Origin of the sequence: Hydrogenophaga sp. PBL-H3, from assembly GCF_010104355.1 — a bacterium.
Taxonomy (GTDB): domain Bacteria; phylum Pseudomonadota; class Gammaproteobacteria; order Burkholderiales; family Burkholderiaceae_C; genus Hydrogenophaga.
The window spans coordinates 3,163,324-3,186,311 of sequence record NZ_CP044972.1 but is presented as its reverse complement, the minus strand read 5'-3'; the positions used below and the strand labels follow the sequence as shown (position 1 = coordinate 3,186,311).

Annotated in this window: 21 protein-coding genes; 8 read left to right on the top strand and 13 right to left on the bottom strand. The window is 66.5% G+C overall.

Annotation, left to right across the window (positions count from 1 at the left end; all coding sequences use genetic code 11):
- Positions 1–5: 5 nt before the first annotated feature.
- The 3 genes from F9Z44_RS14770 to mutL form a co-directional block, all read right to left on the bottom strand.
- Positions 6–1,250, bottom strand: a complete 1,245-nt coding sequence (locus F9Z44_RS14770; protein WP_159607385.1) for a Bcr/CflA family efflux MFS transporter — start codon at positions 1,248–1,250, stop codon at positions 6–8.
- Positions 1,251–1,319: 69 nt separating this feature from the next.
- Entirely contained in the window at positions 1,320–2,186 is an 867-nt protein-coding gene (locus F9Z44_RS14765) for an alpha/beta hydrolase (RefSeq protein WP_159607383.1), read from the bottom strand.
- Between the two features lie 136 nt (positions 2,187–2,322).
- Entirely contained in the window at positions 2,323–4,266 is a 1,944-nt protein-coding gene (gene mutL / locus F9Z44_RS14760) for a DNA mismatch repair endonuclease MutL (protein ID WP_201449970.1), read from the bottom strand.
- 35 nt (positions 4,267–4,301) lie between these two features.
- On the opposite strand from mutL, the gene F9Z44_RS14755 reads away from it, so the two are divergent.
- From F9Z44_RS14755 to F9Z44_RS14745, 3 genes are all read left to right on the top strand, one after another.
- Positions 4,302–4,955: a DedA family protein gene (locus F9Z44_RS14755; RefSeq protein ID WP_159607379.1), complete on the top strand. Its 654-nt coding sequence runs from the start codon at positions 4,302–4,304 to the stop codon at positions 4,953–4,955.
- A 166-nt stretch (positions 4,956–5,121) separates the two neighbouring features.
- Positions 5,122–6,477 carry an aromatic ring-hydroxylating dioxygenase subunit alpha gene (locus F9Z44_RS14750; RefSeq protein ID WP_159607377.1) on the top strand — a complete coding sequence of 452 codons (1,356 nt, stop codon included), beginning with the start codon at positions 5,122–5,124 and terminating at the stop codon, positions 6,475–6,477.
- A 10-nt stretch (positions 6,478–6,487) separates the two neighbouring features.
- A complete protein-coding gene (locus F9Z44_RS14745) occupies positions 6,488–6,985 on the top strand; it encodes an aromatic-ring-hydroxylating dioxygenase subunit beta (RefSeq protein ID WP_236574149.1) in 498 nt (165 codons plus the stop codon).
- A gap of 29 nt (positions 6,986–7,014) precedes the next feature.
- Here F9Z44_RS14745 and F9Z44_RS14740 read toward each other — a convergent pair whose 3' ends face one another.
- The 8 genes from F9Z44_RS14740 to tsaE form a co-directional block, all read right to left on the bottom strand.
- Positions 7,015–7,737: an ABC transporter ATP-binding protein gene (locus tag F9Z44_RS14740; protein WP_159607373.1), complete on the bottom strand. Its 723-nt coding sequence runs from the start codon at positions 7,735–7,737 to the stop codon at positions 7,015–7,017.
- 19 nt (positions 7,738–7,756) lie between these two features.
- Positions 7,757–9,697, bottom strand: a complete 1,941-nt coding sequence (locus tag F9Z44_RS14735; RefSeq protein WP_159607371.1) for a branched-chain amino acid ABC transporter ATP-binding protein/permease — start codon at positions 9,695–9,697, stop codon at positions 7,757–7,759.
- A 2-nt stretch (positions 9,698–9,699) separates the two neighbouring features.
- Positions 9,700–10,575: a branched-chain amino acid ABC transporter permease gene (locus F9Z44_RS14730; protein ID WP_159607369.1), complete on the bottom strand. Its 876-nt coding sequence runs from the start codon at positions 10,573–10,575 to the stop codon at positions 9,700–9,702.
- Between the two features lie 94 nt (positions 10,576–10,669).
- Entirely contained in the window at positions 10,670–11,848 is a 1,179-nt protein-coding gene (locus F9Z44_RS14725) for an ABC transporter substrate-binding protein (protein ID WP_236574372.1), read from the bottom strand.
- Between the two features lie 183 nt (positions 11,849–12,031).
- Positions 12,032–12,661, bottom strand: a complete 630-nt coding sequence (locus F9Z44_RS14720; protein WP_159607365.1) for a response regulator — start codon at positions 12,659–12,661, stop codon at positions 12,032–12,034.
- Positions 12,662–12,675: 14 nt separating this feature from the next.
- Positions 12,676–14,052 carry a cache domain-containing protein gene (locus tag F9Z44_RS14715; protein WP_159607363.1) on the bottom strand — a complete coding sequence of 459 codons (1,377 nt, stop codon included), beginning with the start codon at positions 14,050–14,052 and terminating at the stop codon, positions 12,676–12,678.
- A gap of 82 nt (positions 14,053–14,134) precedes the next feature.
- Positions 14,135–15,583, bottom strand: coding sequence for an N-acetylmuramoyl-L-alanine amidase (locus tag F9Z44_RS14710; protein ID WP_159607361.1), 1,449 nt, complete (start codon positions 15,581–15,583; stop codon positions 14,135–14,137).
- Positions 15,580–16,140 carry a tRNA (adenosine(37)-N6)-threonylcarbamoyltransferase complex ATPase subunit type 1 TsaE gene (tsaE, locus tag F9Z44_RS22980; protein WP_442907292.1) on the bottom strand — a complete coding sequence of 187 codons (561 nt, stop codon included), beginning with the start codon at positions 16,138–16,140 and terminating at the stop codon, positions 15,580–15,582. The genes F9Z44_RS14710 and tsaE overlap by 4 nt, the downstream gene beginning before the upstream one ends.
- 9 nt (positions 16,141–16,149) lie before the next feature.
- On the opposite strand from tsaE, the gene queG reads away from it, so the two are divergent.
- Both queG and F9Z44_RS14700 read left to right on the top strand, forming a co-directional pair.
- The gene (gene queG / locus F9Z44_RS22975) at positions 16,150–17,226 is read left to right on the top strand and encodes a tRNA epoxyqueuosine(34) reductase QueG (protein ID WP_236574148.1); all 1,077 of its coding nucleotides are present in this window, start codon (positions 16,150–16,152) and stop codon (positions 17,224–17,226) included.
- 13 nt (positions 17,227–17,239) lie between these two features.
- On the top strand, positions 17,240–18,310 hold the full coding sequence (locus tag F9Z44_RS14700; protein ID WP_159607357.1) for an amidohydrolase family protein: 1,071 nt from the start codon (positions 17,240–17,242) through the stop codon (positions 18,308–18,310).
- Here the strand turns inward: F9Z44_RS14700 and F9Z44_RS14695 are convergent.
- Positions 18,301–19,860, bottom strand: coding sequence for an acyl-CoA synthetase (locus F9Z44_RS14695; protein WP_159607355.1), 1,560 nt, complete (start codon positions 19,858–19,860; stop codon positions 18,301–18,303). The genes F9Z44_RS14700 and F9Z44_RS14695 overlap by 10 nt on opposite strands.
- 156 nt (positions 19,861–20,016) lie before the next feature.
- Here F9Z44_RS14695 and F9Z44_RS14690 point away from each other — a divergent pair, with 156 nt between their 5' ends.
- From F9Z44_RS14690 to F9Z44_RS14680, 3 genes are read left to right on the top strand one after another with little or no spacing between them, the layout of a single operon-like run.
- Positions 20,017–20,823 (top strand): MlaE family ABC transporter permease, encoded by an 807-nt coding sequence (locus F9Z44_RS14690; RefSeq protein WP_159608747.1) that lies wholly within the window; start codon positions 20,017–20,019, stop codon positions 20,821–20,823.
- A gap of 5 nt (positions 20,824–20,828) precedes the next feature.
- Positions 20,829–21,818 carry an MlaD family protein gene (locus F9Z44_RS14685; protein ID WP_159607353.1) on the top strand — a complete coding sequence of 330 codons (990 nt, stop codon included), beginning with the start codon at positions 20,829–20,831 and terminating at the stop codon, positions 21,816–21,818.
- Entirely contained in the window at positions 21,815–22,468 is a 654-nt protein-coding gene (locus tag F9Z44_RS14680; RefSeq protein WP_159607351.1) for a hypothetical protein, read from the top strand. Before F9Z44_RS14685 ends, F9Z44_RS14680 begins: the two co-directional genes overlap by 4 nt.
- On the opposite strand, the gene F9Z44_RS14675 is transcribed toward F9Z44_RS14680, so the two are convergent.
- Entirely contained in the window at positions 22,469–22,963 is a 495-nt protein-coding gene (locus F9Z44_RS14675) for a CreA family protein (RefSeq protein WP_159607349.1), read from the bottom strand.
- Positions 22,964–22,988 lie beyond the last annotated feature (25 nt).

Here is a 22,988-nt window from a genome sequence, read left to right as displayed (position 1 = left end):
CCGGGTCAGCCTTGCGCCACGGCACCGGGTTCCGCGCGCTCGGGCGCGGGCCGGGTCTCGCCAAAGCGCTGCACCAGTGTCCACGCGGTCAGCGCGATCAGCACGCTCCAGAACCAGATGCCGTTGGTGAGCGGCAGCACCGTGCCGCCGCCCGCCGGCATGGCCGACAGGCTCTGGCCCAGCCAGCCGCCGACCAGGAACGCCGCGATCATCATGATGAAACCGGCCAGCGCCGAAGCCGCGCCGGCGGCCTGCGGAAACGGTCCCACGGCGCCGCTCTGGCCGCAGGGCTGGTGCACGCCGTGGCCCATCATGAACAGGTAGAAGGGCAGCATGACGGCCCACGCACTCTGCACGCCCACCCACGCAAGCACCCCCATGCCGGTGCCGCCCACCAGCGTGAATGCCGCAGCCACGGCCACCGTGCGCCGCACGCCCAGCGCCAGCAGCAGGCGGCGGCAGACGAAGGTGCCCACGATGTAGCTCAACGACATCGTCATCATCATCAGGCCATAGCCCGTCTTGGACATGCCGAGCACCTGGATGAACACGAATGGCGAGGCGGCCAGGAATGTGAACAGGCCGCAGTACGAGGTGGCCGACAGCAACGCAAATGCCCAGAAGGTGGGGTGGCGCGCGATCTTCACCCAGGTGCCCAACAGCATGCCGGGTTGCAGGGCGCGGGGGTTTCTGGCCGCCAGCGATTCCTCGAACCGCCAGGCGACCACGCCCAGCGCGACGGCACCGAACACCGCCACCGCCATCAACGAGAGGCGCCAGCCCAGCAGGTCGGACAACAAGCCACCCAGCGGTGCGCTGGCGCAGGCGATCACGCCCAGGCCGGTCAGCCCCTTGGACATCATGCGAGCGCCTTCGGTGGGCGGGTACAGGTCCCGCACGATGGCGCGCGCGCACATCACGCCCGCACCCATGGCAGCGCCCTGCACGGCCCGCCACACGATGAGCTGTTCGATCGAGGGCGCCCAGGTGCTGCCCACCGACGCCACCACGAAGGCGCTCAGCCCGGTCAGCAGGATGGGCCGACGGCCAAAGCGGTCCGACAGCGGACCCCAGAACATCTGCGACACGCCGAACGCCAGCAGCAGCGCGGTGAGCGTGAGTTGTGCCTGCTGCATGGCCGCGCCGAAGCCGGCGGTGAGGGCGGGCAGCGCGGGCAGATACAGGTCGGTGGCGATGGGCTGCAGACCCAGCAGGAGCGAGAGCGTGAGCACCACGAAACCGGGCTTCATGGCGGGTGGAGAGGGCGTGGCGGGCATCCGGTCGAGGGTAGCAGAAGCCCCCCTGCCGCACCGCCGGACTCAGCGCTTGACGACGCGCAGCGAGTCGTCGAGGCCGAACAGCGCGGCCAGCGCGGTGCGGTACTGCGCCTGCCCGACCGAGTTGGTGTTGTGGTGCGATCCACCCTCGACCAGCACGAAGGCCTTGCGCACGATGGCTGCCTCAAACAGCTTGCGCCCCAGCTCGGGCTGGATCAGGCGGTCTTCACCGCCGTGCACCACGAGCAGCGGCGCGCCGATGTCGGGCACGCGCTTCACCGCTTCAAAACGCTGGGTGATCAACAGCGACACCGGCAACCAGCCCCACTTGAAGGTGCTCACCACGTCGGGGATGGAGGTGAAGGTGCCTTCGACCACCGTGCCGGCTTCGTCCTTCACCTGCGCCGCCAGTTCGATGGCGATGGCGCCGCCCAGCGAGTGGCCAAAGATGTAGCGCGGGCGGCCCGGGTATTTTTCGCCCAGCCACTCCCAGGCGGCGCGGGCGTCTTCATAGGCCTTGGCCTCCGAGGGCAGTTCGTTGGTGCTCTTGCCGAAGCCGCGGTAGTCGATGGCCAGCACCGAGAACCCCAGCTCCTGCATGCGCTGGGCGCGGAAGGCCGAGCCGGTCACATTGAAGCGCGCGCCGTGCAGGTAGAGCAGCACCGGTGCGTTGGCGTGCGTGGTGAAGTTCTCGTTCTGTGCCCACAGCCCGTGCAGCTTGACGGGTTTGGCGGTGACCTCGGACGTGAAGTCGATCCACACGTCCTCCATGCTCTCGGCCGCTTGCGTGCCGCCGGCCCAGCTGCGGTCAGAGGGCTGGAAGATCCAGGTGCGCTGCTGTTCGTCGAGCGTGGCGCAACCGGCAAGCAGTGCCAGCGTGGCCAGCAGAAGGGCGATCAGGCGTTTCATGACAGGGATGGAGCGACTCGCAGGGGAAAAAGTTCAGCGTTCGCCGTGTGCACGTTGCGTGCCAGCGAGCCACGCCATCATGGCCGGTGGCGGGATTTCTCGCCGAATTCCCGACCAAAGGCCCGGGCAGGCCGGCTCAGCGACCGCGCAGGAACAGCGCGTCCAGCTCTTTCATGCCTACCTGGCGCCAGGTCGGGCGGCCGTGGTTGCACTGGTCGGAGCGCTCGGTGACTTCCATCTGGCGCAGCAGGGCGTTCATCTCGTCCAGGGTGAGGCGCCGGTTGGCGCGCACCGCGCCATGGCAGGCCATGGTGGCCAGCAGCTCGTTGCGGGCGCGCTGCACCACGGTGCTCGCGTCATGCTGGCCCAGTTCGGCGAGCACGCTGCGCGCGAGTTCCACCGGGTCGCCCTGCGCGAGCGTGGTGGGCACGGCGCGCACCGCCAGTGTCTTGGGTGAGAGCGCGGTGATCTCCAGGCCCAGTGTCTTGAGCACCTCGGTGCACTCTTCGACGGTGGCCACCTCGTCGGGCGTGGCGGCAAAGGTGGCCGGGATCAGCAGCGGCTGGCTGGCCACCTGCTGGTCGTCGAGTTGCTGCTTGAGCCGTTCGTAGACGATGCGCTCGTGCGCGGCGTGCATGTCGACCACCACCAGACCCTGGGTGTTCTCGGCCAGGATGTAGACGCCTTGCAGCTGGGCGATGGCCCGGCCGAGCGGCCAGTCGCCAGAGGGCAGGGGGTGGTTGGCGAGGGCTTCTACAGGCTCAGCCCGAACGGAAACCATCACGTCCACTTCACCCTGCACGGCTCGGGCTGAGCTCACCTCCGTTCGATCTGAGCTCACTTCCGTTCGGGCTGAGCCTGTCGAAGCCCCGCCAGCACCGTAGCCCCACAACGCCGCCACATCACTCACCCGATGCCCCACTTCCGGCTCACGCGGCGCAAACGAGAACGGCGCTTGACGCGGTGGCGGTGTCCACGCCTGGGCTGGCGCCACGTTCGTCGGCTCAGGCGCTGTTCCTGAGCGCGGCACCGCCAGCGCTGCCTCCACCGCGTGCCGCACGCCCTGGTGTACCTCGCGCCCATCGCGAAACCGCACCTCGATCTTGGTCGGGTGCACGTTCACGTCCACCCGTGCCGGGTCGATGGAGACGAACAGCGCATACACCGGCTGGCGGTGGCCGTGCAGCACGTCTTCATAGGCGCTTCGCGCAGCGTGGGTGATGGTCTTGTCGCGCACGTAGCGGCCATTCACATAGGCGAACTGCCAGTCGGCGCGCGAGCGTGCGGCGTCGGGCACACCCGCGAAGCCCCACACGCGCAGGCGCTGCGTACCAGCGTCATCGGCAGCATCCAGTGGCCAGTTCAACGCAACCGCCTGCTCCACAAAGTCTTCGCCCAGCACATCGGCCAGGCGTTGGCGCAGCGCCTCCATGCCATTTGCGGCCACCGCGCGCCACTGCGCCACCAGCTTGCCCTCGTGCCAGATCGCAAAGCCCACTTCGGGCCGCGCCAGTGCGTGGCGGCGCACGGCTTCAATGCAGTGGGCCAGCTCGGTCGCGTCGGTCTTCAGAAACTTGCGCCGTGCCGGCGTGGCAAAGAACAGCTCGCGCACCTCCACCGTGGTGCCGGGCGCGCGCGCTGCTGCCTGCAGTTCGCCGCTGCGCCCATCCAGCAACCAGCCGTGGGGCTCCTCGTCCGTGTCCACGCGCGTGAGCAGCGAGACTTCGGCGATGGAGCAGATGGCGGCCAGTGCCTCGCCGCGAAAACCCATGGTGCCCACCGACTCCAGATCGGACAGGCTGGCAATCTTGCTGGTGGCGTGGCGTTTGAGTGCGTTGGGCAGTTCGCTGCGCAGGATGCCGCTGCCGTTGTCTTCCACGCTGATGAGCCGCACGCCACCGGCCTGCAGACGCAGTGTGATTTGCGTGGCGCCGGCATCCAGCGCGTTGTCCACCAGTTCACGCACCACGGAGGCCGGCCGCTCGACCACCTCGCCGGCCGCAATCTGGCTGATGAGTTCGTCGGGGAGTTCGCGGATGGGCCGGCGGGGCGGCTGGAGGATGCTGGGTGGGGTTGTCACAGGCAAATTGTAGGGGGCAGGGATAATCCGCCTCCATGGAAATCATCGCCTTTCTCATCGACTTCATCCTGCACGTGGACCAGCACCTGCAGACCTTTGTGCAGAACTACGGCGCCTGGGTGTATGCCTTGTTGTTTCTCATCATCTTCACCGAGACCGGCGTGGTGGTCATGCCGTTCCTGCCGGGCGATTCGTTGCTGTTCGTGGTGGGTACGCTGTGCGGCGCGGGGTTGATGAGCCTGCCATTGGCCATGGGGCTGCTGGTGTTGGCGGCGGTGCTGGGTGACCAGGTCAACTATTCGATCGGCCGCTATTTCGGACCGAAGGTGTTTCAGTGGGAAAACTCCAGGCTGTTCAACCGCAATGCCTTCAACCAGGCCCATGCGTTTTACGAGCGTTATGGCGGCATCACCATCATCCTGGCGCGCTTCATGCCCTTCATTCGCACCTTCGCGCCGTTTGTGGCGGGTGTGGCCGAGATGACGCGCACCAAGTTCACCGCGTTCAACGTGGTCGGTGCGCTGATCTGGGTGGTGGGGCTGGTGGGCGCGGGTTACTTCTTTGGCAACCTGCCGTGGGTGCAGACCAATCTGAGCAAGATCATCTGGGCCATGATCTTCATTCCCGGGTTGATTGCGATCTTCGGGGCCTGGCGGGCTCGGCGGCAGTCTCTGCGGGACGCTGGCTGAGTTTTTGTCTTCGTTGCGTTGAAGGCCTGCACCTTGCAGGCCTGAAGTGACGTTGGTGTGACCCTTGACGACCGGAGCAGCCGGAGAAAACTCCCCGACCACCGGCATCACAACAATTGATCAGTAGGCTTATCATTTATCTTCACACACCAAAGCGTGAGGAGACATGAACGCACCGCAAGCCCTCGTGCGCTGGCACGACCGCGGCACCAGCCGCATCCCCTTCTGGGCCTACACCGACCCCGACCTGTACCAACGTGAGCTGGAGCGCCTCTTCTACGGAGCGCATTGGTCCTACATCGGCCTGGCCATCGAAATCCCCAACACCGGCGACTACAAACTCAGCTGGGTGGGTGAGCGCCAGGTCATCATGGTGCGCGACCGCGTGGCGCCCAGGGAGCGCGCCACCGACCCCGGCATCCGCGTGGTCGAGAACCGCTGCGCGCACCGTGGCGTTCGCTTCTGCCAGCCGCCCATGGACGGCAAGATCGGCAATGCGCGCAGCTTCGTGTGCCCCTACCACCAGTGGACCTACAAGCTCAACGGCGACCTCGCCGGCCTGCCGTTCAAGGATGGCGTGAAGGAAGGCGAGTGCACCAACGGTGGCATGCCCGCCGACTTCGATCTCAGCCAGAACGGCCTGACCAAACTGCGCGTGGCCGTGCTGCACGGCCTGGTGTTCGCCACCTTCAGCATGGATGCCGAACCCTTCGAGCAGTACATCGGCCCGGCGGTCATGCCCTGGCTCGATCGCATCTTCAAGGGCCGCGAGCTCAAGCTGCTGGGCTACAACCGCCAGCGCATTCCAGGCAACTGGAAATTGATGATGGAGAACATCAAGGACCCTTACCACCCGGGCCTGCTGCACACCTGGTTCGTCACCTTCGGCCTGTGGCGCGCCGACCAGAAAAGCCGCATGGTGATGGACGAACACGGTCGGCACGCGGTGATGATCTCGCGCCGAAATCCGAATGCCCCTTCGGTAGCGGATGGCGGCGCCAACAAGAGCGTGACCGAGGGCGTGACCAGCTTCAAGGCCGACATGACGCTGCAGGACAACCGCCTGCTCGACGTGGTGCCCGAAGCCTGGTGGACGGTGGACGACCCCTCGAACCCGGGCACCACCATCACCCCCACGGTGACCATGGTCACGCTGTTCCCCAGCCTCATCATCCAGCAGCAGGTGAACTCGCTCTCCACCCGCCACATCGTGCCGCGCGGCGCGGGAGAGTTTGATTTTGTGTGGACGCACTTCGGCTTCGCCGACGATTCTGAGGAGATGACGCAACGCCGCTTGCGCCAGGCCAACCTGTTCGGCCCGGCCGGCTTCGTGAGTGCCGACGATGGCGAGGTGATCGAGTTCAGCCAGGACGGTTTCAAACAAGGCGGCGAAGACGGCACCACGCTGGTGGAGCTTGGTGGCCGGGGTGACGGCGTGGGCCAGCCGCCCACCGAGCACATGGTCACAGAAACGCTGATCCGGTCGATGTACGCCTACTGGCGCAAGGCCATGGGGGAATGAGATGCAAGTGATGGACCAGGACCTGCACAGCCTGCTGCTGCACCACGCGGTGGACCGCTTCAACGCGGCCTACGCGGCCACGCTGGACGACCGCCGTTTCACCGAATGGCCCGAGTGCTTTGTGGAAGACGCGCGCTACAAGGTGCAGGCGCGTGAGAACTTCGATCGTGGCCTGCCGCTGGCCCTGCTCGCGCTGGAAAGCCAGGGCATGCTGCGCGACCGCATCTACGGCACCAGCCAGACCATCTACCACGGGCCTTACTACACCCGCCACGTGGTGAGCCCGGCGCGCGTCACGCACGCGGGAGCGGGCACGGCCGACGACCCGATCCGCGCAGAGGCCCATTACGCGGTGTTCCGCACCAAGCCCGGTGGCGTGAGCGAGGTCTACAACGTGGGCCGCTACATCGATGCGTTTGTGCACACGGACGAAGGTTTGAAGTTGCAGAGCCGCACTTGTGTGTACGACAGCGAGATGGTGCTGAACTCGCTGATCTACCCGGTTTGAAGCGGCGGCGCCGGGTGCGGCGCCCCGCTTCAGTGCGAGCCGCCGAGGTAGGCCGCGCGCACGGCCGGATCGTCGCGCAGGCGCTCGGCCGGACCGTGCACCGAGATCACGCCGTTCTCCAGCACATAGCCGTGGTCGGCCACGGCCAGCGCCGCAGCGGCAAACTGCTCCACCAGCAGCATGGTCACACCCTGGCCCTTGAGCCGTTCGATGATGCGGAACACCTCGTCCACCAGGATCGGTGCCAGCCCCATCGAAGGCTCGTCCAGCAGGATCACGTCGGGGTTGAGCATCACCGCGCGCGCCATGGCCAGCATCTGTTGTTCACCACCAGACAGGGTGCCTGCCAGCTGCGTGCGCCGCTCTTTGAGGCGGGGGAAGAGTTCCATTGCGCGCTCAAGGTCTGCGGGCACATCGCCCCGGGGTCGGCTGCCGGTGAGGCGCGGGAAGGCGCCCAGCGTGAGGTTGTCGGCCACCGTCATGGTGGCAAATACACGGCGACCCTCGGGCGAATGCGCCAGGCCCAGCTTGGCCACCTGGTAGGGCTCCATGCCGTCGATGCGTTTGCCGTTGAGTGTGATGGTGCCGGCGGTGGGCGCGATCATGCCGCTGATGGCGCGCATGGTGGTGGTCTTGCCGGCGCCGTTGGAGCCGATCAGGGTCACGACCTTGCCGCGCGGGACCTCGATGGAAATCCCGTGCAGCACCTGGACCTTGCCGTAGCCAGCGGAGAGTTTGTCGATCTTCAGCATGATGTGTTCCTGGTACGGTTCAGGAGAGAGCGACGGCTTCGCCGCCCAGATAGGCTTCGATCACCTTCGGGTTGGCTTGCACGGCGGCGGGTTCGCCCTCGGCGATCTTCTGGCCGAAGTCCAGCACCGACACGGTGTCGCACATGCTCATGACCACATCCATGTGGTGCTCGATCAGGATCACGGTGACACCGTGCTCGCGGATCTTGCGGATGATCGCCACCAGTTCCTTGATGTCGGGCGCGGTGAGGCCGGCCGCAGGTTCGTCGAGCAGCAGCAACTGCGGGTCGAGTGCCAGCGCGCGGGCGATTTCCAGCAGGCGCTGCTTGCCGTAGGGCAGGTTGCGCGCTTCTTCGTCGGACAGAGTGTCCAGGCCCACGAAGCGCAGCAGGGCCATGCCGCGGGCGGTGGCGTGGCGGTTCTCGCGCCGGTAGCGCGGCAGGTGCAGCGCCACGTCGACGAGGTGGCTGTCGAAGGTGTGGTGCAGACCCACCATCACGTTCTGAAGCGCGGTCATTTCACCGAACAGCTGCACGTTCTGGAAGGTGCGGGCCACCCCGGAGAGGGCAATGTCCGACGAGGTGCGCCCCACCAGCGACTGGCCGGCGAATGCCACGGCGCCGGCGGTGGGCGTGTAGATGCCGGTGAGCACGTTCATCATGGTGCTCTTGCCCGAACCGTTGGGGCCGATCAGGCCGTGGATGGTGCCGCGCTTGACCACGAGGTCCACGTTGTTCAGCGCCTTGAGGCCGCCGAACTGCATCAGTACGCCGGAAGCTCGCAGCAGTTCGTCGTGCCCGTCCTTGGCCTGGGTCAGCGCGTCTTCCACCGCCGGCAGGGAGCCCGCTGCCGTGGGTTCAGCATCGTCGGTCGGACGCGACTTGAGGTTGAGCGCCTGGCGCACGAAGCCCACGATGCCGTCCTGCAGGTAATACACGACGAACAGCGTGATCACGCCGAAGATCGACAGGCGCCAGTCGGTCATGGTCTCCAGTTTGAAAGACACCAGGGCCAGTGCCACCGTGCCGAGCACCGGCACCGCGGCCTGGCGTGCGCTGGTCTTGCCACGCGCCATGGCCACGGCAGCACCCGCAGCCACCAGAATGGCCATCAGCACGGCGAAGCCACGGAACATGGCGATGTCGTCCAGCAGCTTGGGCAGCAGCACCACGATGGCCGCGCCCAGCATGGCGCCCGAACGGGTCTTGCGTCCGCCCATGATGACGGCCAGCAGGAACAGCACGGTGAGCTCGAAGTTGTAGGTGTTGGGCGAGATGTACTGCTCTGAATACGCATAGAGCGAACCCGCCAGGCCGGCCAGGCCCGCGCTGATCACGAAGGCGTACACCTTGTAGCGGTAGACCGAGACACCCATGCAGTCCGACGCCACCGGGCTGCCGCGCAGCGCCTCGAAGGCCCGGCCCAGGTGCGAGCGCAGCACGCGGTGCACAAAGATCAGCGAGAGCACCAGCATGGCGCAGACCACCCAGTAGAAGCCGCGCTCGTCGAGCTTGATGCCGGCCAGCATGGGTTTGTCCAGCTTGATGCCCATGGGGCCTTCGGTGAGGAAGCTCATCTCGTTGATGAGGATCTGGATGATGGTGCCGAAGGCCAGCGTGACCATGGCCAGGTAAGGGCCGGTGACCCGCAAGGCCGGCAGCGCGAGCAGCGCGCCAAAGCCGGCCGTGACCACGATGGCCGCAGGCAGCGTGATCCACAGGGGTGCGGCGAGCTGGAACACCAGCACGCCGGCTGTGTAGGCGCCGATGCCGAACAGGCCGGCGTGACCCAGCGACACCTGGCCGGTGTAGCCCACCACGATGTCCAGCCCGAACAGCACGATCGCATAGATCATGATGGTCTCGAGCAGGTGCACGTAGTACGGGTTGTGGATGAAGACGGGGAACAGAACGAGGGCCGCGATGCCGGCCAGCGCAATCAGCAACTGCTGGGGTTTCATGCTCAGACCTTCTTGATGGCGGATTTGCCGAACAGACCGGCGGGTTTGAACGCCAGCACCACCAGCAGCAGGACCAGGCCGGGCACGTCCTTGTAGCCGGTGGAGATGTAGAAGCCGGTGGTGGTCTCGGCGATGCCCAGGATGAGGCCGCCGATCACGATGCCCATGCCGCTGGTGAGGCCGCCGATGATGGCCACCGCAAACGCCTTGAGGCCCAGCACCGCGCCCATGGTGGCGCCGGTGAGGGTGAGCGGTGCAATCAGCACGCCCGCAAACGCCGCCGTCATGGACGACAGGGCGTAAGAGAACGTGATCACCAGACCGGTGTTGATGCCCATGAGCTTGGCCGCTTCACGGTCGTTGAAGGTGGCGACCACCGCCTTGCCGTAGATCGAGCGGCGGTTGAACACCTCCACCGCCATCATCATGGCCAGCGCACCCACCACCACCAGGATTTCCATGGGCAGCACGTTGGCGCCCAGGAAGTGCAGGGGCGATTCCGGCAGCGGGCTGGGGAATTTCAGGTCGTCGCGGCCCCACACGTTTTCGGCCACGTTCTTGAAGATGATGCCCAGCGCGATGGTGGACATGATCCAGCCGAACTCGCTCTTGATCTTGATCGCCGGACGCACGCCGATGCGTTCCACCACCGCGCCCTGCAGCGCGCCGAAGATGCACACCAGCGGCACCATGAGCCAGTAGTTCACGCCCAGCCCCACCAGCGTGAGGCCCACGAGGGCGCCGAGCATGAGCGCATCGCCCTGCCCGAAGTTGAGGGTGTCGGAGGTGGCGAACGTGAGCTGGTAACCAAACGCGATGACCGCGTAGATCATGCCCAGCGCGATGCCGCTGAAGATCAGTTGGACGAAGATTTGCATGGGGTCTCCCGGGGTGCGGGGATGTGCGACGAGCGCGGGAAAACGCTGCCGGCGTGGATGCCGGCAGCGCACTCGGACCGACCAGGCGGCCGGCTTACTTCTTGGCGGGCAGGCTGCCCTTGGCGGCGGCGTCTTTCACGCGCACTTCGGAGGCCTTCTTCTGGTCATCCGGGTAGGCGTACACCACGCGCTGACCCTTCACTTCACCGAACACCGGGATGTTGGCGGTGATGGCTTCGTGGTCCTTGGTGGAGAAGGGCTTGTTGTAGGTGGTGACCACACCCACCACCGGCGTCTTGAGGTCTTCCAGCGCGGCCTTGATCTTCGGACCTTCGGTGGAGTTGGCCTGCTGGATCGCGGCGGCCAGCAGGTAGATCGAGTCGTAGCCCTGGGCGGCCGACACCGGGGAGTCGATGCGGCTGTTCTTCGGGTTGAAGGTCTTGAGGTAGTTGACGATGAAGCTCTGGCGCTTGGGCGTGGTGGGCTCCTGGATGAAGGTCTGCGGCATGCGCGCGCCTTCGCCGCCAGGGCCGGCGTTGTCGATGTAGTTGGCCATCGACAGGGTCCAGCTGCCGATCATGGGCACCTTCCAGCCCAGCTTGGTCATGCCGTTGGCGATCTGTGCCAGCTCGGGGCCGATGCCGTAGGTCAGGATGGCTTCGGCGCCGGCTTCCTTGGCCTTGAGCAACTGCGGCGTCATGTCCACATCCTTGATGTTGAACTTTTCGGTCGCGACCGGCTTGATGCCCTTGAGCTCCAGTGCCTTTTCCAGATCGGCGCGGCCAAGCTGGCCGTAGTTGGTGGAGTCGGCCAGGATGGCGACCTTCTTGAAGCCGCGGCGCGCGATGGCTTCTTCCACGATCATGGGCGCCTGGATGCTGTCATGGGCCGCGTTGCGGAAGATGTAGTTCTCGGGCTGGTCGTCGAACTGGTGCGTGACCAGAGAGCCGGTGGCCACGTTGTTCATCACCGGGATCTTGGCTTCCTGGTAGAAGCGCTGCGAGGCCAGTGCCACGCCGGTGTTGATGAAGCCGACCGTGGCGACGACCTTCTCCTTGTTGATGAGTTCTTGTGCGATCTGCACGCCGCGCTCGTTCTTGGCTTCGTCGTCGCGCTCGACCAGTTGCAGCGGGCGACCGATCACGCCGCCGGCCTTGTTGATTTCTTCCACGGCCATGCGCACACCGTCGCGCATGCTCACGCCCATGGAGGACGAGCCACCCGTGAACGGGCCGTCGACGCCGATCTTGATCGGGTCGGCCGCCAGGGCCATCGTGGTGGAGGCGGCCAGGGCCACCGCGGTCAGGGTCAGTCGCGTTGCAATGCGGTTCATGTTTGTCTCCGTGCCCTGCCGAGAGGTGGGCTTGTGGCGGAGTTGAAGTTTGGGCCGACCGCCTGCGGCCCGCCAGCGTTGCAATACGTAAACCGGCTGCGCGGCCTTACGTACTCGAAAACCCTAGGGCGTGCGCGCAGCGGGGCGGTTGGCGTGTTCCACCGCATAGCGGATCAGGTCGGCCTGCGTTTCCAGGTCGAGCTTGCGGCGGATGTTCTGGCGGTGGGTTTCGACGGTGCGCACGCTCAGGTCGAGCGTGCGGGCGATCTGCTTGCTGGACTGGCCTTCGGCCAGAAAGCCCAGGATCTCGTCCTCGCGCGCGGACAGCTGGTTGCGCGCCACGGGTGCGCGAAACAGCTGCTGCGCCATGCTCGCACTCAGGTAGGTTCCGCCGCCAGCCACCACCCGCAGGGCGGTCAGGATGTCCGAGGCCGGCGCGTCCTTGAGCACGTAGCCGCGCGCGCCCACTTGCAGCGCGCGTTGCACATACTCGGTGCTGTCGTACATGCTGAGCATGATCACCGCCAGGGCGGGTTGGCGCTGCAGCAGCAGGGCCGTGAGGTCGATCCCGTTGGTGCCCTTCATGCCGATGTCCATCAACACCAGGTTGGGGTGGCAGTCGTCCAGCGCCTGCAGGGTGGCCGTGGCGTCGCCGGCCTCGCCCACGACCTCGATGTCGTGCTCGCTGGCCAGGCGGGCCTTGAGGCCATCGCGCACCAGGGCATGGTCGTCGACGAGCAGCAAGCGGATCATTCAGGTTCCCTCGTTCAAGTGACGGCCAAATGGCAGCGGTCGATGGCGTCCTGGCTCAGCGAGACCTTCACACAGGTCCAGCCCGGCTGTGACGTCAGAGCGAATTGACCCCCCAGCGCTTCAATGCGCTCTCGCATGTTCTGCAGGCCGATGCCGCGCCTCGGATTGGCGGCCATCGACTCCACGTCGAACCCGCGTCCGTCGTCCTGGATGCTCAGCACCAGGGCGTCGGGCTGGTAGTCCAGCCGCAAGCCCACGTAGCGGCAGGCGGCGTGTTTCTGGATGTTGGTCATGGCTTCCTGCGTGATGCGGAACAGCATGGTCTTCACCTCATCGGGGAGTTCGCGCTGTGTGCCCGAGACTTCCATGGAGAAGTCGATGCCGAACTGGCCGCAGGTCTCGTCGCCCAGGTTCTGCAGAGCGGCCGGCAGGCCCAGGGTGTCGAGCATGACGGGGCGCAGCCGGTGCGACATGCCGCGCACTTCCAGCAGGGCCTCCTGCAGGCGGGCAAGGGCCTGCACCAGGGGCGTGCGCACGGACGCGTCGGCCGTGGCCATGCGCTCCAGGGTCGACTCGATCAGCAGTTTGATCACCACCAGTGTCTGGCCGGTGCTGTCGTGCAGTTCCCGCGACAGGCGCGAACGCTCGACCTCCTGCGAATCCACCAGCTTGAGCGCCAGCAGGCGCAGTTTGGCGTCGCTTTGCTGACGCTCGGTGAAGCTCAGCACCAGCGTGCATCCGAAGATGAACGCCACACCCAGGGCGCCCGCGCCCGCGATCCACAGCAGGGTGCTGTGGATGTTGCGCTCAAGCTCGCTGTCCAGCTGCTGCATGGCCGCGTCGATGTCGTCCAGGTACATCCCGGTGCCGATCATCCAGCCCCAGCGCTCCAGCACGGTCACGTAACCCAGCTTGGGTGTCTCCAGGTGCGTTGAGGGTTTGGGCCATTGGTACACCACGAAGCCACCGCCGGTGCGCGCGCGTTCCAGCAGCATCCGCAGGGTGGGCTCGCCCTTGGAGTCGTGCAGGTCCGACAGGTTCTTGCCCACCAGATCGGGCTGGCGGGGGTGCATGAGGTTCACGCCATCCATGCTGTAGAGGAAGAAGTAACCGTCCGGGCCGTAGTCCAGATTGGCCAGGCGCTGCATCACCTGTTGTTTGGTGGCGTCGTCGTCGCGGCCCAGGTTGTAGAGCGGACTGATGGTGCTCATGGCCAGGGCCACGTAATGGCGCAGTTCCTCCTGCTTCACGCTCATGTACGCCGTGCGCAACTGCAGGCGCCGCCGCTCGGCGAGGCTGTTTTGCTCCCACTGCACAGCCCATGCAATGAGCGCCAGGGACACCAGCAGAGGTATCACCGACAGCAGCAGGATCTTGTATTTGAGGCGCACGGCAGGTTTTCCCGGGCCCCTGGGACCCCTGTGGATTATCGGAGGCAAACCCGGCCGATGAAGCGTGCGCCGCCGGCCCGCGTCAAATCTGTCGATTGCGCGCCAGCGGCGGGTTCTTGCTGAAATACGCCACGATGCCGCGCAGCAGCGCCTCGGCCAGATCGTCCTGGTACTTCGGGTCGTTGAGCCGCTCTTCTTCTTCCGGGTTGCTGATGAAGGCGGTTTCCACCAGCACGCTGGGAATGTCGGGCGCGCGCAGCACGGCGAAGTTGGCCTGCTCCACGCGCGGCTTGTGCAGCTTGCCCACCTGCTTCACATGGCCGAGCATGGCGCTGCCGAGCTTGAGGCTGTCGTTGATCTGGGCGGTGGTGCTCATGTCGAGCAGGGCGCGTTGCACCAGGGCGTCCTTGGCCTTCACGTTGAGGCCACCCACCTGGTCGGCGGCATTTTCCTTGTTGGCCATCCAGCGCGCGGCGGCGCTGCTGGCGCCCTTGGTGCTGAGCGCGTAGACGCTGGCGCCTTGCGGGTTGGGCGTGAAGAACGCATCGGCGTGCAGGCTGATGAACAGGTCGGCCTGCACGCGCTGGGCCTTCTGCACCCGCACCTGCAGCGGCACGAAGAAGTCCTTGTCGCGCGTCATGTAGGCGCGCATCGGGTTGCCGTTGACGCGCGTGTCGTTGATGCGGTCGCGCAGCTTCTGGGCGATCTGCAGCACCACTTTTTTCTCGTGCGTGCCACCGGGGCCCACCGCGCCTGGATCCTCGCCACCGTGGCCGGGGTCCAGCGCCACGATGATCAGTCGCTCGGTCTTGCCTGCGGCTGGCCTGGCGGGACTGGCGGAAGAGCCGGCGATCACCGCCATGCTGGAGTCGCCCGCAGGCGCTGCCGGCTTGGCCGCGGGTGTGCCCGGCTTGGCGCGCTGTGCGATCAGGGCGCCCAGCGGGTCGTCGGGCGGCGCGCCTGAAAGGCCCGCGGTCACACGGTCGTTGGGGTTGGGTCCACCGGCCACCTGGCCCAGTTCCAGGCCCAGCAGGCGCGCTGCGCGTTCGCTGGCCGCGTCCTGGTCTTTCAGGCGCTGCGCGATCAGCTGTGCCAGGGGATCGGGTGCGTTCACCGGGTACAGATCGAGCACCAGGCGGTGCTGGTAGGCCGCCACCGGGTCCAGGTTGAACACCTGGGGTTTGATGGCTTGCTTGAGGTCGATCACCAGGCGCACCACGTTGGCTGCGTTCTGCGCCACGCGGATGCTGCCGATGTTCGGATCGTCCGACTTCAGCTTGCCCACCAGTTCGCGCAGGCCGGGCAGCAGGTCGATGCCTTCGATGTCCACCACCATGCGGGGCGGCTCGGTCACGAAGAACTTCTGTGCCTTGAGCTCGCCGTCGGACTCGATGGTCACGCGCGTGTAGTCCTCGGCGGGCCAGATGCGCACCGCCAGCACGCTGGCCCCGCGAGCGATGTGCTGCACGCCCAGCAGCAACACCAGCGCGCCGGATCGCAGCAGGGTGCGGCGGTTCACGGGTCTGGTCATGCCAGCGCGTCCAGCAGACGCTGGCCGGTGAGGGTGAGGGCGGTGGCGCGCACCGCGCGGGCGCCGTCGTGTTCCGGATCGGTGTGGGGGTTCATGTCGTCGGGTTGGATGTCGATCCGCAGATCGATCGCCGGCAGGAATTCACCAGCGCGCTCGGGCCACTCCACCAGCTTGAGACCCGGGCTGGCAAAAAGTTCGCGAAATCCCGCGTCTTCCCATTCGCGCGGGTCGTTGAAGCGGTAGAAATCGAAGTGCCACACCGACAGCGGCTCGCCCGCAGGCATGACCGGGCAGTCCATCGCGCTGTGCGGCTCCACCACCGCATAAGTGGGGCTCTTGATGCGCCCTCGCACGCCCAGCGCCCGCAGCAGGTGGCGCACCAGCGTGGTCTTGCCGGCACCCAGATCGCCTTGCAGTGCGAGCGTGGCGTGGGCAATGGCGGGTGCCAGCGCGAGGCGCTGGGCGAAGGCCTGGGTGTCTTCTTCGGTGGTCCAGCGGCCTTGCCACTGTTTTGAGGCGGACAGCGCTCCCGCAGGAGCCGAGTCGGTTCCTACAATGCTCGTCACATGAATGTCACTCTGGATGCCGCTCAACTCGTCTCTCAGGTTCAGGCCTGGGGCCAGGAGCTCGCATTTTCCCAAATTGGGGTCAGCGGTGTGGATTTGTCGGCGGCTGAGCCCGGATTGTTGGCCTGGTTGTCGGCTGGATGTCACGGTGACATGGGCTACATGGCCGCGCACGGGCTCAAACGTGCCCGCCCGGCCGAGCTGGTGCCCGGCACGCTGAGCGTGATCACCGCGCGCATGGACTACTTGCCACGGGCCACGCCCGAGGGCTGGCAAGGCATCGAGTTCGAGCGGCTCGACCGGCCGCAAGAAGCCGTGGTCTCGATGTATGCGCGGGGGAGGGACTACCACAAGGTGCTGCGCAACCGCCTGCAGACGCTGAGTGAGCGCATCGCAGCGAGCATCGGCCCGTTTGGCCACCGCGTGTTCACCGACTCGGCGCCGGTGCTGGAGGTGGAGCTGGCCTCGCGCAGCGGCATCGGCTGGCGCGGCAAGCACGCGCTGGCGCTGCACCGTGAGGCCGGCTCGATGTTCTTTCTCGGCGAGATCTTTGTCGATCTGGCACTGCCACCCCTTGATGCCACCAGCGAACACTGCGGCAGTTGCAGCGCATGCATCGATGTGTGTCCCACGCAGGCCATCATCGGTGCTCAGCGGGTGGACGCGCGGCGCTGCATCAGCTACCTGACCATCGAACACGCGGGGCCCATCCCCCTGGAGCTGCGCCCGCTCATGGGCAACCGCATCTACGGTTGCGACGATTGCCAGCTCGCCTGTCCCTGGAACAAGTTCGCGCAGCGCTCGCCCTTGCCCGATTTCGACGAGCGCGCGGGGATGTCGGGCGCGTCCCTGGTCGAACTCTTTGCCTGGAGCGAGGCCGAGTTCCTGCGACGCACCGAGGGCAGTCCCATCCGCCGCATCGGGCACGAACGCTGGCTGCGCAACATCGCCGTCGGCCTGGGCAATGCGCTGCGCGCAAGTCCCGAACCCACAATCACCCAGGCATTGCACACCCGTGCCAATCACCCCAGCGAGGTGGTGCGTGAACATGTGGCCTGGGCGCTGGCCCAGGCCTGAACGAGGAAGCCTGATGGACCGACGAACCACCCTCCTGGGCAGCCTGGCCGCGTTTGGCCTGCTCTGCGCGAAGCCGGGTTTTGCACAAGATGCACGCCAGCTGACCGTGGCCGCCTGGCGCCGCCGCGTACAGACCCTGCTCGACCGTGGTCGCCTGCCCCTCATCGACCTGCAGGCCACCTACATCGCAGAGTCGTCGGTGCAGGCCAATCCGGGCATTGTGCGCAGCGGCGGCAAGGCCACCGATGTGGCCCAGATGGTGCGCTGGATGGACGATCTCGACATTGCCCTGCTGGCGTTCGCGCCCGCCTTCGCGACATCGGGCGAGCCTTCGCTGGCCCTGCACCGCGCGCACCCTGACCGATTCATTCCCACCACCAGCAGCGGCGAATTCGCGCGCTGGTGGAACGACCCCGTGGCCTTCGTTCGCCAGTCGGCGGCCGATCTGCAGACCGGCGCCTACTACTTTATGGGCGAGCACGAATTCCGCCACTACCCGTCACCCGAGCAAGCCGCGACCGGCCAGACCGCGCGCGACATCACGGTCGATATCCAGGGTCCGGGCGGTCAGGCGCTGTTCGAACTGAGCGCGCGCACCGGCATGGCATTTCAGATTCACTACGAGATCGAGGACAAGCTGCTACCGCCGCTGGAGGCGATGCTGCAGGCCCACCCGCAGGCGCGCGTGATCTGGTGCCACCTGGGGCAGGTGCGTTACCCCGAGCGCAACACCCGCTACGGGCCGGCCTACGTGAGAAGCCTCATCGAGCGTTTTGAACACCTGCACTTTGACCTGGCGGTGGCGCGCGCGAGCTTCGTCTACAAGCCCTCGGGCGCGCGCGACTCCACGCTGTTCGACGAGAGCGGCCGGGTGGTCGAAGGCTGGCGCCAGCTGATCGAAGACCATCCGCGGCGCTTTCTGGCCGCCAGCGACTACCGCCCCGCGGTGGAGAAGAACTACCCGCAGCAGATCGGGCACCAGCGCCAGGAGATCCTCGCGGCGTTCACGCCCGTAACCCAGCGCAAGCTGGCGTTTGAAAACGCCTGGCGCCTGATCACGGGCAGCGACTGGGCTCAGGCGTAGCGCTGGCGCAGCTCGCGCTTGAGCAGCTTGCCGCTGGGGTTCTTGGGCAGGCTGTCGGTGAACACCACGCGCTTCGGTGCCTTGAAGGTGGCCATGTGCTGGTTGCAGTGCGCGAGCACCTCGGCTTCGGTGAGCTGTTGGCCCGCCTTGACCACGATCACCGCCGTGACCGCTTCGACCCACTTGGCGTCGGGCAGGCCGATCACCGCCACTTCGCTCACGCTGCCCAGCCGGTAGATCATTTCCTCCACCTCGCGGCTGGCCACGTTTTCGCCACCGGTCTTGATCATGTCCTTCTTGCGGTCCACCACCGTGATGTAGCCCTCGTCGTCGATCACCGCGAGGTCACCGCTGTGGAACCAGTCGCCTTCAAACGAGGCCCGGGTGCGCTCGGGGTCGTTGAAGTAGCCCAGCATCAGGTGCGGCGAGCGGTGCACGATCTCGCCGACCTCACCCGCCACCACGTCGTCCATGCTGTCGTTGACCACACGCGTTTCCACGTTGAGCACCGCCTTGCCACACGACCCGGGTTTGCGCAGCTGGTCCTGCGGGCCGAGCATGGTGGCCAGCGGGGCAATTTCGGTCTGTCCGTACAGGTTCCACAGCCGCACCGCCGGCAGCCGCGAGGCCAGTTCCTTGAGCACCTCCACCGGCATGATGGACGCGCCGTAGTAGCCCTTGACCAGGCTCTTCAACTTCGCGGCGTCGAACAGGGGGGAGCGCAGCAACGCGATCCACACCGTGGGCGGCGCGAAGAAGCTGGTGATCTGGTGTTTTTCGATCAGCGCCAGCAGGTTGTCGGGCACGGGTTTGGACGTGATCACGTTGCTGCTGCCGATGTAGATGGCGGGGCCGAAGAACACGTCGAGCTGGGCGCAGTGGTAGAGCGGCAAGGCGTGCAGCGCGCGGTCCACTTCGGCGATCTCGGCGTTGATCACACAGCTCACGTACTGCCACAACACCGCGTCGTGCGTGAGCATGGCGCCTTTGGGTGTGGACTCGGTGCCGCTGGTGTAGACGATCTGCGCCAGGTCAAAGCTGCCCAGGCTCACCTCGGGCAACGGGTCGGCGCAGGCGGCGAGGTGGTCAAAGCGGTGCATGGCGGCGTCGGGCTCGCTCGGGTCTTCGCTGGGCAGCCAGATGAAGCGCTCCACAGCGGTGTCCAATGCGGCGGCATCGCGCGCCAGCGCGGCCAGGCCACTGTCGGTGGCCAGTGTTCTGGCACCGGCGTGGCGCAGGATGTAGGCCACCTCGTCGGCCTTGAGCATGAAGTTGATCGGCACCATCACCGCGCCACGGCGCGCCAGGGCAAAGCGCAGCGCCGCGAAGCCGTGGGAGTTGCGCGCCAGCACGGCCACCTTGTCGCCCTCGGCCACGCCCATGTGGGCCAGCCCCGCGGCCAGCCGGCTCACCAGGGCGTCGAAGTCGGCGTAGCTCCAGGTGGTGTCGCCGCAGACGATGGCGGTCTTGTCCGGCAAACGCAGGGCGGTGCGGTGCAGGGCGTCGGCGATGGTCTGGCGGCGCACCACCGGGTGAAGGGACGAGGACATGCGTGGGCTCCTGAAGGGATGGACGGCGGCTGTGGACAGTGGCCTGATTGAAGCCGAATCGCGGGCTTTGGCCATGCGCGTTTTCACCAGCCTGCTGTCACCTTTGCACACGGCGGGGACACCGAATGTTCACCGACCGAGGACTATCATCAAATGATGAACCCCGTCACCGCCAGTCAGACACTCATGACCCGCTGGGGCCACCGGGCGCGCCTGTGGTGGATCACCTGGTGGCAGGTGATCCTGCTCGGCGCGCAGATCCTGGTGATGGCGCTCACACCCTCGTGCTATGTCAGTGGCCCGCGTCGCCAGCGCGTGCTCCTGCATGTCTACTCGGCCACCGCACCGCTGCTCACCGGTTTTCTCGTGCTCTCGGCGCTCATCAGCCTGGTGCTGATCCGCATCGTGGTGGCCACGGCCTACAGCTATGGCCTGTCGCAGTACGCGCTGGAGGTGCTGGTGCGCACGCTGGTGCTCGAACTCATTCCGCTGTACGCCGCCATGTTTGTGGCAGCGCGCTACGCCATGCCGGGCGCTCAGCAGGTGCGCGAGCAATTGGCCACCCACCAGCGGGCGGGCCGGGTGCCGGACCAGGGCGTGCTGCTGACCACCGAACTGCTGCCGCGTGCCCTGGCCGCCGTGTTCTCGGTGCTCATGCTCGCGGCCCTGAGCTGCGTGATCGCACTGGTGCTCACCTATTTCACGGTCTATGGTTTTTCGCACTGGGGCCTGCCCGGCTACACGCGCAGCGTGGGCCAGGTGTTCACGCCCACTGTCACGCTCATCTTTGCGCTCAAGACGCTGTTTTTCAGCTTGGCGGTGGCCGTGGTGCCGCTGGCCGGCAGCGCGCAGCAGGACGAGCAGGGGCTGTATGCCCAGCGCAGCGACATCTCCGAATTTGCCCGCCTGTTCTCCGTGGTGCTGCTCATTGAAGTGGTCTCGCTGGTGGGCAACTATTACTGAACACGATGAACCCCACGACCGACGATCCAACTCCCGTGAAGAACCTGGAGTTCAAGGCCGCGCTGCTGCTGGTGGCCATGCTTGTGCTGGTGATCGGGTCGGGGCTGTACGTGATGTACGCGCGTGGCCTGTTTGAAGACACGCAGCGCCTGGTGCTGATCTCCGACGACTCCGAAGGCGTGGTGGTGGGCATGGACATGACCTTCGCCGGCTTTGCCATCGGGCGCGTGGCGCGCATCGAGCTGGGCGCGGACGGCACGGCGCGCATCCTGATCGACGTGCCCAGCAAAGACGCCAAGTGGCTGCGCACCTCCAGCATCTTCACCATGGAGCGCGGCCTGGTGGGCGGCACGCGCATCCGGGCCTACAGCGGCGTGCTGGACGACCCGGCGCTGCCCGATGGCGCCGAGCGCACCGTGCTGCGGGGTGACACCGCCGCCGAGATCCCGAAGCTGGCGGCCAGCATGCGCGAGGTGCTGGAGAACGTGGCTGCACTCACCCAGAAGGATGCCGCGCTGGCCACCGCGCTGATCAATGTGCAGGGCGCCACCGAGCGGCTCAAAGGACCCCAGGGCGCCATGGGTGTGCTCATGGGCAACGACGAAGACGCAAAGAAACTGGTGCTCACCATCGACCGCGCCAACGCGCTGCTGGCGCGGGCCGATGCACTCACCGCCCGGCTGGACAGCCTGGTGGGCAACGCGAACAAACAGGTGTTCGGCCAGGGCACGGAGCAGGGCGGGCTGGTGGGCGATGCGCGCGTGACCGTGCAGCAACTCAACGGCCTGCTGGCCGAGGCCCGCACCAGCTTGCAGAAGGTGGACGCGGTGCTGGTGGAAGCCCAGGGCATTGCCAGCAACACGCGCGCAGCCACGACCGACCTGGGTGTGTTGCGCGGTGAGGTGGAGTCGAGCTTGCGAAAGGTGGACGGGCTCATCAACGAGATCAACCGCAAGTGGCCGTTTGCGCGCGACACCGAGATCAAACTTCCATGAACAAGAGAATCTCAGCCATCGCTTGCTCGCTGTTGGTGCTCGCCGCCTGTTCCAGCAAACCACCCACGCCCAATTGGCCGGCCGAGGCCAGGGGCAGCAGCGAACGCGCCACCGAGGCCTGGCTCAGCGGCAACAGCCGCGTCGAGGTGGCGGAGTTCAACCGCGCGCGTGCCGAGGTGGCGCGCACGGGGCAGGTCGCGCTGGTGGCGCGGCTGGAGCTTGTGCGCTGCGCCTCGCGCGTGGCCAGTCTGGTGGTGGAGCCTTGCGCCGGGTTTGACGCCTTGGCGCAGGACGCAGCACCCGCCGAGCAGGCCTACGCGCGGTATCTGGCGGGTGCGGCGCAAGCCACCGATGCGGCCTTGCTGCCGGAGGCACACCGGGCCCTGGTGAGCGACACCACCCCGGACGTCGCGCTCGCCTCGATCAAAGACCCACTCTCGCGGCTGGTGGCCGCCGGCGTGTTGTTTCGCAGCGGCCGTGCCACGCCCGGCGTGGTGGCCCTGGCGGTGGAGACCGCGTCTGCCTGGGGTTGGCGCAGGCCCTTGCTGGCCTGGCTGCAAGTGCAGCAACAAGGTGCGCGCGCTGCGGGCGATGCCGAGGCCGTGGCCCGCCTGCAGCGGCGCATCGACCTGGTGGCGCCGGCCCGCTGATCAGCGCATGGGAATCGTCATGCCGGGAGGCAGCGGCACGGCGGTGATGCTGTTGTCGGGAGAGCCTTCGATCACTCGGTCGGAGTAGCTCAGGTAGACCAGGGTGTTGCGGGTCTTGTCGACCATGCGCACCACCTGCAGCTTCTTGAACACCAGCGAGGTGCGCTCGGTGAACACGACCTCTTGCTGCCTCAAGGGGTCCCCCACAAACGACACAGCACCCACCTGCCTGCACTCGATGCTGGCGTCCGACTTGTCCTCGGCCAGCCCCAGCCCGCCCTTGATGCCACCGGTCTTGGCGCGCGCCACGTAGCAGGTCACGCCCTTGACCTTGGGGTCGTCAAACGCGTCGACCACGATCTTGTGGTCGGGTCCCAGCCACTTGAACACCGTGTCTACTTCGCCAATGGCCTGGGCATGGACGGCCGACGCCGCGCACAGCAGACTGAGCAACAGGCCGGGCAGGCGGAGGGTGGACGGATCAATACGGCTCATGGAAATGTCCTTGAAACAAGGTTCA